Genomic DNA, 12,291 nt, shown 5'->3' on the forward strand with positions numbered 1-12,291 from the left:
GTTGAATTTCTTTATCAGACATAGTGATCAGCATCTATATTTTATATCCAGTCCATGATGATAAAAACCATCATAAACTAGACATTTTTATTGGTGAGAATATAGACAATTTAAATGGGTTCTAACAATTATATTTCGCATAATGTGTGCGGAATTATGTTACATAGCTGATTTGCTTCAATGGATCTAAAGCAAATCGGCGTTATTTAACATTAATTCGCATTATGCGAAATTAATTGAAATTAGTAATCAGGGTTTATATAAATTACTAATCGTCTTTTTTCAAAATCTCTGCTCTATATTTCATTACATCTTCAGTTTTAATATCTTTTAAATGCTTTCTTATAAGTGCATGAATTACATCGGATTCTTTGATTCTGATTTTTGTTGCAAACATCATTTCTAAAGTTGCATCTTTGACCATTTCTTCTTCGTCATCTCTTAATCTTACTGTTACAGCCATTACTAACTCCAAATTGGTGAATCATATCTGATTTTATATTTTATGATATGTTGCAAAATCATAAATCTAATGTTATAAAATGCCTAAATATCACTTGTGATAAATCATAAAATGGAAAAAGTAGAAGCATTCGAGATCGTATCTAAAATTGTCTTTGATAGAGCAGTTCAATTGGTTATAGCTGGTAATCCAGCTTTTGATTCTGAACTGGTTTTGTCTCATTTAGAGATGGTCATGATTGAGTGGGGCTATAAGTCTGCAATTCTTGCTGAATACTATGATTCATTAAAAGAAGAAAATGATCATTTTCGTGAAATGGGGATTCAATAATGCTTAATTGGTCTGTTAATGAAAACTTCATTAATGAAAACGAATTGCCTGAAAATCAGAAAAAAAACCGCAATTTGATTTCAACCCCCACTAATAAGATGGGGGTAACGAAAAATGAATTCACAATGGATACTGCGGACTGGGATCTTGTCACACCATTTGAGCGTGAATTTGCAACTCCTTATATGCACATGGTGATGACTTCAAAAGGTGTTAAACCTGTTCAATGCAGATTGCCAGCAGATAATGAAATTGCTGTTATTGACTGGGTTAATTTTACAATCGGAATTGAAACAATTTCGACTCAATTACTTGATGATGATGAATATCCGTTAGAAGAATATCGTTGGAACAAAGCTGTTGAAATGTTTGATCAAACTTTACAGCATATTTTTGGTTTTGGTGTATCTCAAAAACAGGAAAAAGGGCGAAATTTTTATAAAGAAACTTATTCGCTTGGCGAAGATATGGGGCTTCTTTGTATTGGTGGTCAACGTAATACTGTTTTAGTCATGATCAACGGTCGTGGTTGTGCTTTTGGTGCGCAAGGGTGGGAAAGACGTTTATATAACTTTCTGTCAACAACTGCTAAACGTGCAAAATTGACCCGTGTTGATTTAGCTCATGATGATTTTTCAGGCGAAAAAATCAATGTTGATTGGGGTGATCATCAAGATAATATAGGCGGTTTTCAGTTGGGGAATCGTGCGCCAAATGTTGAGCATAAAGGAAACTGGAAGCGACCAAATGGTAAAGGACGTACTTTAAATATTGGTAGCCGTGAATCAGGTAAATATTTAAGACTATATGAAAAAGGGCGTGCTGAGGGTGATCCAAATGACAACTGGCAACGTGCAGAAGTCGAATTAAAAGCTGTAGATCGAATTTTACCTTATGACATGCTTTTAGCTCCAAGTGAATATTTTATCGCTTGTTATCCATGTTTTGAATTCTTAGCTCAAGATATTCAACCTCAACGAATAGAAACAATTAAGAAAACTGCAATTATTAATGCAGAAACTGCAATTAAAAATCTTAAACACCAGTACGGAAAATATATCAATATTTTCAAAAAAGTTTATGAACCTGAAGAATTAATCAATTTAATTTCGTGTTCTGATCCGCTTGCTTATCCAAAACGATTAGATCATGTTCTCTTAACAGCTCGGAGTATGACTCAATGATGGAATTTAAAAATAAAGTAAAAATTTTAGGTGCAAAGTCTGTTGATTTTAAGCCTGAGGATGGTTCTAACCGACATTACAACCATGTTGTTTTGTACTGTGAAATTCCTTTAGACACTTCTCAAGGGACAGCGTTAGGTTCGGCATGTGAGACTTTCAATTGGCAAGATAATTCAAATTTTGTTTTGTTGCGTGGTCATAAGTTCCCAGTAGAAGCAGAAATTACATTTAGTGCTGTTACTACGGGTAAGAAAATGAATTATGTCGTTAAGCATGTTGATCTTCCAAATGTTCAAAAAATTTAATTTCATTGTATTGAGCTGTCCGATCTGTGGGACTGCACTCCATACACAACAATATAGCTTTCATGTTTCGGCATGCAAAGGCTAAAAGGATTTAAGGCATGAAAGGCTGTTTATTAATAAATGAGCAAACACTCGAATGCCTTGAATGGGGGGAAATGCATTCATCATCTGAATTATTACTTCAAATAATGACTGCATTAGCAATAACGCAAAGTGAAGCAATGATGATTTCTAGTGGATTTATCAGTGTTCAATTATTGGCGTATTTACTTAAAAAATCGAGGAGATCAGTCAAATGACTAATCAAAATGAAAATGAACAAAAAGAAGTTATGGTTATCGAAAAACGTGGTCGTAACTATTTAGTTCCGACTGCTTTAGTTTCAGCACTTGTCCTATCTACTTCTGCTATTGCTGCAGAAGGTGACGTTGTTTATCCGACAATTGATTTTTCTGCAATTCCGTTTGGAGTTTGGATCGCTGCGGTAATGGCATTTGTCTTGATGGCGGGTATGGCGTTTATCGGACTTGGTGCTCTTATCTCTGTATTGCGTAAATCACGCGGTGCTGTTCGATAATTAACTGACGTTCGCACCAGTTCTGTGAGCCTGTCGAACGGAACTGGTGCGAATGTCTGTAATTGAGAAAAAACATGGAACAGGCAAATATTTGGTACTGGCTCTTAGTCTATTTAGCGGTAAAGGCATGTTCTATCTTAATGCCTTAAAGGGTGTAACATGCGTATTATCTTTTTTTCAATTCTTTTATTCATCTCTTTTTCTGCACATTCTTCAAATCAAACTCAAAAATCTAAAAGTGGATGGACTGATCATCAAGTTAAGCGTGTTTCACTTGATGATATTGTTGGTGCGACTGAGGCAAAAAACTTTGATGATATTATTGAAGCAACTGCAAGAAAACAAACAACAAAAAATGGCAGTTCTATAACTTTAGAATCAGTTGTTCAAGAAACTGTTAATCGAAATAAAGTCGGTAGTGTTTTATTAAAACGTATTCTTGGCGGTGGTCTTGCCATTGGTGGAATAACTGCACTTATTGAGGGTGTCGGTTGGGTTATGGAAGATGGAACATATATTAAAAGAATAAATGACGAATCAGACAAAGATGGTTATGTCCATTATGCGTGTAGTAATGCTTATGAAATTACTAATTGTACTTATGAGTTAAATTCTTCTCATGGTCCAACTGCTATTCAAGCATGTCAAAAAGTTACTAAATATGTTGTAACAGGTACTACTGGGAGTCAATGTAGAGGATACGATCCAGAAAAAGGACCTGATTCTTATTCTTATGTTGTGGGTGTTTATGCTGGAAAAAAGAAAGTAGAAAAACAGCCTAAAGTATTAGTTTTAACTCCAGATTTGGTCGGTGATATGGCTGTAGGAGATTATAAAGATCCTAGCGGTGATTCACAGTATGATCGAAAAACTGGCGTTTGGACTGGTGTTGAAGAAGCATATAAGCATGATCCTAATGGTGTCGGTGATGAAATTGCAGATGCTATTGATAAAAAACATGAAGATAATCCAGAAAAAGACGCTAAGCCTAAGCCTGTACCTTTAGTTTTTCCTGATGGTACGCCAAATCCTGACGCTTTCCCTGTTCCTGATGCTCCTGGCGCTAAATATCCTGCTCCTGATGTTGCTCCTGGTACTGAGGGAACTACAAAACCTGATACTAATCCTGACGGTACGCCTAAAACTGATCCTGAGGGTAATCCAACGGGTACAGGCACCTTTCAGCTTCCTGCATTTTGTTCATGGGCTACAGTTGTTTGTGAATGGCTAGAATGGACTAAAGAAGATGATTTACCTGAAAAAGAAGAAATAGATATACCTGAACTACCCATTGAAGAAAAAAAAGTTGAGGTAAAGTGGCAAGCAATGTGTCCAGAGGCTTCTACTGTGAATTTGACTATTGAGGGAGTTAGTCAAGATTTTGCAATCTTAGATCCGCAGTACATTTGTGCTCAAGCTCCGATTTTAAAGCCAGTTATTCTATTTTCTGCGACTTTAACAGGTCTCTATATTCTCTTTGGATATGGTGCATCTAGGGGTAAAGACGAATGATTTCACTGTTTTATAAACTGCTCGATGTTTTTTCAAATAACTTTTTTAACTCAATTCTAAAATCCTTTGGTATAGGTGTTTTTGCGGGTACGGCAATTTATTTAATTGCAAGTAATTGGATTGAATACGTTGTTACTCGTTCCTCTGAAATGCCTTATTTGGGCTTACTTTCTTTATTTGGAATTGATGCAGCACTATCAATAATTTTAAGCTCAATACTTTCTAGAGCTTTCTTTGAGTCTCAAAAAATGACAATTGGGAGGTCTAAATAATGCCAGTTAAATTGATCACAGGCGCTACTGGTGACGGTAAGTCACATTATGCTGTTAAGTTAATCAAAGAGGCTCTATTAACTAAACGTCCAGTCTATACAAATATTGAAGGTATTGATTTAGATGGTGTTATGCCTATACCTGAAAATGAAAATGGCGAATTAGATTGGCAATTATGTCAATCTGCAAATGCTGAATTGGGTTTACAGGGTGCTTTAGTTGTCTATGATGAAGCTCAAAAGCAAAAAGACAATAAAGGCGAAAAATACTTTGCTTGGAAGGGGAGAGAAAAACTTTCAACTAGGGATGTGATAAGTGAATTAGACACACATCGTCATTTTGGCTATGACATCATCTTTATCACTCAAGAACCTAATTTGCTTCATTTGCATTTATTAGGCTTTGTTAAAGAGCATTACCACTGTTCGCGCCCTATGAACAAACAAGGCTCACAAATCGCACTCTGGCGCTCATGGCAACGCAACCCGAACAGCTCAGCAGCTTTAGAACGTGCAGAAGATGTTTTTTTTGTTCCATTTGATAAGGAAGTTTTCGATCAATACAAATCCACTGAATTAGTCACTGATAAAAAATTAAGAATACCGAAGTATATTAAAAAGACTGCAATCATTGGTTTGTGTGCATTTGCAATCATTGGTCTTTTATTTGCCTTTGTTGATAATCCGATTTTTAACTTAAATGCGTATAAAGCTGTGTCAGGAGATAAAGAAGGCATAGAAGAGATGAAGAAATATATGCCTAAAGACGTTGCGGATCAGATGGGTGCAAAGCCGAATGCATCGAATGATTTAAATATTGAGTGTAGAAAGGGTGTAAATGTTGAAAAGCCTGAATGTGTTGAGTGGTTCAATAATTTGAGCAAATCGGGTGGGTCTATTTCTGATATATCTAATACTGGGGGGCTTGGACATTTGGGTGCATCAAATACTCAACAATCAGTAAAATATGATCCTTTAAAACCTTACGACTTGGATGATGTTCAAAAATCAGTTAGTTATCAAGTTGTTAACAAACCAAAGTTTGCTGGATGTATAAAATACAATGGACAATATCAAGCTTATACGGAGCAAGGTACTAAATTAAATGTTTCAGCGAATGATTGTAAGAAAATTGTTGAACAAGGTGATAGACCTTATGATTACTTCGGTTCTAAAGAACAAAAAAATCAAAGCTCTTTTACTGAAAATCAAGAAAAAACTAAAAATTTAGATATGACTACAGAACAATATTTAAAATATTTAGAATATAAAGAGAGTCAAAATCAAGCTCAAAATTTTGTAGAAGAAAGACTCCAGAGAAGAATAGAAGGCGCTAATCATCTTTAAAGACAGCAAAAGAAAGATTAAAAAAAGAATTGGCATTTAAGTTTTATCTTAACTAGCGAAGTCTGTTAAGTTAAAACTTGAATGTTAAAAATATAATTTGATAAGTGTGCTTTTTCTGAGTTGTTTATGATTAAATTTTATAAAGATAATGAGTTAGATATTCTTCTTTTGATTGGTCATTTGATTTTTGGATTCTTCATGCTTAAATTTTCATTGTGGGTGTTCAAGCAGTCAGATTTTTATTTGCATTTTTTTAATTAGATTGATTTCGCATAATGTATATTATGTTAAATAAGATATACCATAAGTACCTACGCAGGTTATAATGGTAGCCTCCCAAAAATATTGTTTATCTATATGAATACTTCTAATGATCCCTTACACGGCAAAAAACTTGCAGACATTTTGGATGAGTTACTAGATTACTACGGTGGCTTTGAAGGCTTGAGTCATAAAATTGAAATTAGATGTTTTTCCATAGATCCAAGTGTTAAATCATCTTTACGATTCTTACGTACTACACCATGGGCACGTGAAAAAGTAGAAAGCTTATATCTGTATGTCTTACGCCAAAAAGCCAAACAAAAATCGTAGCCATCAAAACCAATCCTTTATTTAATTTAGTTTATTGCTAAGACATCTCCTTAGGAAAACATGTATTCATAGCTAAGGTCATGAACTCAATATTTTATAAGTTATGATTTTAGTGTTCTCATTATTCAATCTCTTATCTGTATGATAAGGTATTCTTTGCACCCTTATTATTGTTATGCATAACGTTTTTTCAGACATGGATCAAATTGGATTGGTTACAGATTTTCAAGACCTTATCCATTCACGTTTTAAAGGAAATACGAATGCGCTGTGTTGGCATCGACATTTGGTTGGTGACTTTAAAGAAATTGTCGATAAACTCGTATTAGAAGAAAATATTACAGAAGTATCAACCGAAGATCTTAAAGCTTTAAAACTCTCAAAAGATGGAGATCTTGCTAGAACAATCATTTTAAATGATATCGAACGATTGACCGATTACGGTGCATTGCCCTCTTTAAATTTACTCAAGCACTATGAACGTGATGACGAGCTCGATTTTATTTCAACAGATGTCTACTCCTTTCACGTTGACCGCTCTCCTATCGAAACGGATACATTTCTATGTACGTACCACGGCGCATCAAGTGACATTATTTCGAATGATGAAGTTGATCAAAAGATTTTAATCCCCGAAATTAGAGCCAAATTAAACGCCTTGTATGACGGATCAGATGCTTCATTTGATGAGTTTTTAAAGGAATATTTCTTTGATCTGCATTATCAGCCCAAGTCTAATGCTCAACCTATTAATCTTGGTGTTGGTCACCTTTGGCGATTGGCTGTAGATCACCCCACACAACAGGTATTACCTTGTGTACACCGTGCACCGATTGAGCAAGGTGAATTAAGATTACTACTTATCTGTTAATCGGAATGTAGATGATTATTTATCAAAAACAAAAGCCCACATAAGTGAGCTTTTATTCAAAAATGAATCATATATTGACTAGATCAATCCCTTGATCAGGAAAAAACTTCCCACAATTACCAATAAAACAGCAAAGCATTTTTTAAGCATTGCAGGTGATAAAGCATGTGCAGTTTTAACACCGAGTTTAGCAGTAATAAAACTCATCACACTGATGCCAATAAAGGCATAAATATGAACAAAGCCAATGGTATTTGGTATATTTACTTCATTTTGCATACCAAAAATCATGAAGCCAAGTGCACCTGCAATCGCAATCGGTAAACCACACGCTGCCGATGTGCCGACTGCTTTTTGCATGACCACACCATAACGAGTCAAGTAAGGTACAGTGATACTACCACCACCAATGCCAAAGATGGCCGATGCTACGCCAATCACGCCACCTGCGACCATTTGCTTCGGCTTAGAAGGTAAAGTTTTGCTTGGATCAACCACTTTATTTGCACCCATAAACATGGTGTAAGCAACCCAAATTAAGAATATACCCACAATCAATTGTAAATGAAGACCGGATAACCGCCCTGCAATACCTGCACCTGCAAAACAACCAATCGCCATGGCTGGCGCAAGATTTTTAAAGATGGGCCAAATCACGGCGCCATTTTTATGATGTGCCATCAGCGAGCTGATTGATGTGACAACAATCGTTGCAAGTGATGTGCCTAATGCGAGGTGCATAATCACATCTCGGTTATACTCCATTTGAGTAAAGACAATAAACAAGAGCGGGACAATAATGGTTCCCCCGCCAACGCCAAAGAGCCCTGCAGCAAATCCTGCAAGTGCACCAATGGCTAAGAATATAATGAGTTCCACAGAATATTTACTTCATAATTTGAGATGAATGTGATGCTGAATACGATAAGAGTTGAATCAAATGCTTAGGCGATTTCGACTTGACCCACTTGATGATACGCACGATTAAAATAAACCAAGCTTTCATCTTGCTGACTTTGCTTGATTGCAACCACACGGCACATAAACACACTATGCGTGCCAACTTTCTGAATTTGTTCAATCTCACAGTCGAAGCTAACGAGTGCATCTTCTAGAACAGGCGAGCCTGTTTCTAATGTGGTCCAAGATCCCAGTTTAAAACGCTCTTCAGCACTCAACTTACTTGATGCAAAGGCGTTCGAGATTTTTTCATGCTGTGCCCCCAATACATTGACACTTAATATTTTATTATCAACAAAATGTGCATGTGAACGAGAAGATTGATTCATACAGACCAATAATGTCGGGGGGCTATCTGTCACGCTACACACAGCAGATGCGGTAAAACCATGAAGACCCGCCTCACCTTCTGTGGTGATCACATTGACTGCGGTGGTGAGCAATGACATTGCATTTCTAAAGTCGGTTGATTCAATCATCTCATTTATCCTAAATCGAGTATTTCGATTTTTATGCAAATAAAGGGTAATGATCTTACCCTTAAATCATTTTAAAACCAGTCTTACTACGCAGCGAGTTCTTGACGAATAATCTCTGCACCGGCACTTAAGGCATTGAGCTTAGCACGGGCAACACCGCGTGCAAGTGGCGCCATACCACAGTTGGTTGAAGGATAAAGTTTATCCGCATCGACAAATTGCAAGGCTTTACGTAAAGTATTTGCAACCTCTTCAGGTGTTTCAATTTGATTGGTCGCCACATCAATTGCACCGACCATGACTTTTTTACCGCGGATGAGTTCGATTAAATCCATCGGTACGCGTGAGTTTTGACATTCAAGCGAGATAATATCCAGCTTTGATTGCTGTAGTTTAGGGAATGCCTGTTCGTATTGACGCCATTCATTACCTAAGGTCTTTTTCCAATCGGTATTGGCTTTAATCCCATAACCATAGCAAATGTGTACCGCAGTTTCACATTTAAGTCCTTCAAGCGCACGCTCTAAAGTGGCCACGCCCCAGTCATTGACTTCATCAAAGAAGACGTTAAACGCAGGTTCATCAAACTGAATAATGTCGACGCCAGCAGCTTGTAACTCTAAAGCCTCTTGATTCAGAATTTTTGCAAATTCCCAAGCCAATTTTTCACGGCTTTTGTAATGACCATCATAAAGCGTATCAATCATGGTCATCGGACCCGGTAATGCCCATTTAATCGGTTGATCGGTTTGGCTACGTAAGAATTTTGCATCTTCAACAAAGACCGCTTGTTTACGAGACACGTCTCCCACTACACTTGGCACACTGGCATCATAACGATTGCGAATACGCATGGTTTCACGCTTCTCGAAATCAACGCCTTCAAGGTGCTCAATAAAGGTTGTCACAAAGTGCTGACGGGTTTGCTCACCATCAGATACAATATCAATCCCTGCATGTGCTTGTTCTTGAAGCGATAAACATAAAGCATCTTTTTTTGCTTCTAAAAGTTCATCCCCCTCGAGTTTCCACGCTGACCATAATTTCTCAGGTTCAGCCAGCCAAGATGGTTTGGGTAAACTGCCTGCTGTAGAGGTTGGGAGTAAAATTTTTGGTTGTAAAAGCGCCATGTCTAATTTTCTCTGTCTAAATTCGTAAATCTTTAAATCACGCTAATGTCTTATGCCGCTTGATTTTGATCAGCAGTATTTACAGTAAAGTTGGCAGCCCATGTATCAAGAATCTCTTTATAAGGCTTAATGAAGTTTTCTTCTGTCCATTTACCCTGTTTCAACGCCAATTGACCCCTTTCAACACGATCATAGACGACACGTGTTAATGAATAATCTGCATAGTTCAAACTGGGTTGATAGACCACGCCTGCAGGCGAATTGGTGTTATAAATTTCAGGACGATAGATCCGCTGGAAACTTTCCATGGTTGCAATTGCACTGATCAGTTCAAAATCAGTGTAATCACGCAATAAATCGCCAGCAAAATAGAATGCTAAAGGTGCATTGCCATGTTCAGGTTTGAAATAACGCACGCGTAAGCCCATTTTGGCAAAGTATTCATCGGTACGTGAAGATTCATCATGGGTATATTCCACACCCAGTACTGGATGTACATTTGCGGTACGGAAATAAGTTTTTGACGTCGAAACACTTAAACAGATCACAGGTTGTTTTTTAAACTCTGCTTTAAAAACGTCCGAATTGACTAAATGTTGATACAGCTTGCCATGCAAATCACCGAATTCTTCAGGTTTTTCATCTACACCACAACCCAATGCAGGCAATACCACACTAAAGTCATAATCACGTACATACGATGAAAAGCTATTACCAATCATGCCTTCCAAACGTTGATTGGTTTTATGGTCGATGACTGTGCTTTTTAGCATTTCGATAAACGGGAAAGTTTGTCCATTACCTTCAACATCAAGTTCAGCAGAAATAATGTCAATTTCCAGTGAATAGCGATCACCTTTTGGATTATCTACACTTGCTAGACTGTTAAAGCGGTTATTGATCATCGCCAAAGTACGGCGAAGATTTTCTTCACGGCGCTCACCACGCGCCAAGTTGGCAAAGTTAGTCGTTAAACGTGTATTGTCCGCTGGTTGATAGTTCTCGTCAAAACGAATGCGTTTAATTGAACATGCAAACTGAGTAATCATGATGATCCGCCACCCAAATCTAAAAAGTTAATATTTCTCAATGGGTGTATTTAAGCGCGAACACAAAGATGAGTAAAACGATATAAATTCATTAAAAGATGAGCACAATTCATCTTAATATCATCATACTGCATAAAAAAGTTGACTTGTAAATCACCAATGGTTTGAGTGCTATCATTCACACGTTTAACATCTTAAACTTAAACAATATTTAGCTTAAACAATATATAGGGTTCAATGACTTGGTTAACCTTATAAGACCGCAGTAGGCATTATTATTAATAGCTTCTCTTGTTCAATATTCTGGCAATTCAAAGTCATCTATCTAGTTTTAAGCGTCCATGTGTGCACAAATTTTTCTAAAAAAATTGAAAAATCCTAAAAAATTTTGAAAGACTGACTCTCCCTAAAAAATCATGACGAACTTTTACCCCCCATGTTCAAACAAAGTCATGAAGACAATGATTAATGATAAAAAACTTAATTTCACTCAAATCAATTATGTATTTAAAATTAAGCCGTACTAGATGCCAACATTTCCAAGGTGATCTTTTTAACCTCATTGCGACTTTGAACAATATGACTGGTTAATGCAGTAGTGCTTGCCTTAAGGTTTTTGGATAGGATTAAATTGAGTATTTTTTGATGCTCAATATAAGTTGCCTCAATCCGATTAATTTTGGAAAAATCTAAACGTCGTATGATACGAATTTTTTCACTGATCTCTCGATGAATCTTCGTCATTTCGGTATTAGCTGCCACTATCACCAATTGACAATGAAAATCCTCATCTTGTATAGCCAGTTGTTGAAGATCAGATAAATAACTATCAGGCTCAATACACCATATCTGAATCAGATCTGCCAAAACATGGTTGAGTTGCTCTTCAGGCATCTGGCATAACTGCTCGATTGCATAACTTTCGAGTAAAATTCTTAAGTCGTACAGCTCTTCATACCTTTTAAAATTAAGCGGACAGATTTGCCAACCTCTTCTAAAGCGGACATCGACATATCCTTCTTGTTGTAACCTGTATAGCGCTTGGCGTATTGGTGTGCGACTCACTGCATAAGTTTCAGCGATTTCTGATTCGGTAAAATGCTGTCCAGGCTTGAGTTGAAAGTCAAAAATATCATTTTTAATTTTCTGGAAAACCAGCTCAGACAAATTGTCTGAGCTGCCTCCTGATTTTGTCGTTAATGCTTGTACAAGGCGCATG

Annotated in this window: 15 protein-coding genes; 9 read left to right on the forward strand and 6 right to left on the reverse strand. The window is 36.8% G+C overall.

Going from position 1 to position 12,291, the window contains the following annotated elements:
• Positions 1-268: 268 nt before the first annotated feature.
• Entirely contained in the window at positions 269-463 is a 195-nt protein-coding gene (locus tag AC5YCE_RS08575) for a hypothetical protein (protein WP_496171721.1), read from the reverse strand.
• 111 nt (positions 464-574) lie between these two features.
• Here AC5YCE_RS08575 and AC5YCE_RS08580 point away from each other — a divergent pair, with 111 nt between their 5' ends.
• The 9 genes from AC5YCE_RS08580 (at position 575) to AC5YCE_RS08620 (ending at position 7,454) form a co-directional block, all read left to right on the forward strand.
• Positions 575-793: a hypothetical protein gene (locus AC5YCE_RS08580; RefSeq protein WP_496171722.1), complete on the forward strand. Its 219-nt coding sequence runs from the start codon at positions 575-577 to the stop codon at positions 791-793.
• A gap of 29 nt (positions 794-822) precedes the next feature.
• Complete coding sequence (locus AC5YCE_RS08585) at positions 823-1,977, forward strand: replication initiation factor domain-containing protein (protein WP_496171777.1); 1,155 nt, start codon at positions 823-825, stop codon at positions 1,975-1,977.
• A complete protein-coding gene (locus AC5YCE_RS08590; protein WP_496171723.1) occupies positions 1,974-2,282 on the forward strand; it encodes a hypothetical protein in 309 nt (102 codons plus the stop codon). Before AC5YCE_RS08585 ends, AC5YCE_RS08590 begins: the two co-directional genes overlap by 4 nt.
• A gap of 331 nt (positions 2,283-2,613) precedes the next feature.
• Positions 2,614-2,859, forward strand: a complete 246-nt coding sequence (locus tag AC5YCE_RS08595; RefSeq protein ID WP_496171724.1) for a hypothetical protein — start codon at positions 2,614-2,616, stop codon at positions 2,857-2,859.
• A gap of 159 nt (positions 2,860-3,018) precedes the next feature.
• A complete protein-coding gene (locus AC5YCE_RS08600) occupies positions 3,019-4,371 on the forward strand; it encodes a hypothetical protein (RefSeq protein WP_496171725.1) in 1,353 nt (450 codons plus the stop codon).
• A complete protein-coding gene (locus AC5YCE_RS08605) occupies positions 4,368-4,643 on the forward strand; it encodes a DUF2523 family protein (protein WP_496171726.1) in 276 nt (91 codons plus the stop codon). Before AC5YCE_RS08600 ends, AC5YCE_RS08605 begins: the two co-directional genes overlap by 4 nt.
• Entirely contained in the window at positions 4,643-5,989 is a 1,347-nt protein-coding gene (locus AC5YCE_RS08610; protein WP_496171727.1) for a zonular occludens toxin domain-containing protein, read from the forward strand. Before AC5YCE_RS08605 ends, AC5YCE_RS08610 begins: the two co-directional genes overlap by 1 nt.
• A 357-nt stretch (positions 5,990-6,346) precedes the next feature.
• Positions 6,347-6,583 (forward strand): VF530 family protein, encoded by a 237-nt coding sequence (locus AC5YCE_RS08615; RefSeq protein WP_496171728.1) that lies wholly within the window; start codon positions 6,347-6,349, stop codon positions 6,581-6,583.
• Positions 6,584-6,758: 175 nt separating this feature from the next.
• A complete protein-coding gene (locus AC5YCE_RS08620) occupies positions 6,759-7,454 on the forward strand; it encodes a DUF1826 domain-containing protein (RefSeq protein WP_496171729.1) in 696 nt (231 codons plus the stop codon).
• A gap of 78 nt (positions 7,455-7,532) precedes the next feature.
• On the opposite strand, the gene AC5YCE_RS08625 is transcribed toward AC5YCE_RS08620, so the two are convergent.
• The 5 genes from AC5YCE_RS08625 to AC5YCE_RS08645 all read right to left on the reverse strand — a co-directional run bounded on the left by AC5YCE_RS08625 (position 7,533) and on the right by AC5YCE_RS08645 (position 12,290).
• Entirely contained in the window at positions 7,533-8,333 is an 801-nt protein-coding gene (locus AC5YCE_RS08625; RefSeq protein ID WP_496171730.1) for a sulfite exporter TauE/SafE family protein, read from the reverse strand.
• Positions 8,334-8,398: 65 nt separating this feature from the next.
• A complete protein-coding gene (locus tag AC5YCE_RS08630; protein ID WP_496125539.1) occupies positions 8,399-8,893 on the reverse strand; it encodes a flavin reductase in 495 nt (164 codons plus the stop codon).
• Positions 8,894-8,979: 86 nt separating this feature from the next.
• Complete coding sequence (locus AC5YCE_RS08635; protein ID WP_496171731.1) at positions 8,980-10,023, reverse strand: methionine synthase; 1,044 nt, start codon at positions 10,021-10,023, stop codon at positions 8,980-8,982.
• Between the two features lie 50 nt (positions 10,024-10,073).
• The gene (locus AC5YCE_RS08640; protein WP_496171732.1) at positions 10,074-11,072 is read right to left on the reverse strand and encodes a putative oxygenase MesX; all 999 of its coding nucleotides are present in this window, start codon (positions 11,070-11,072) and stop codon (positions 10,074-10,076) included.
• A gap of 513 nt (positions 11,073-11,585) precedes the next feature.
• Entirely contained in the window at positions 11,586-12,290 is a 705-nt protein-coding gene (locus tag AC5YCE_RS08645; protein WP_496171733.1) for a GntR family transcriptional regulator, read from the reverse strand.
• Position 12,291: the final 1 nt, after the last annotated feature.

This window comes from Acinetobacter sp. CY79 (assembly GCF_059515845.1).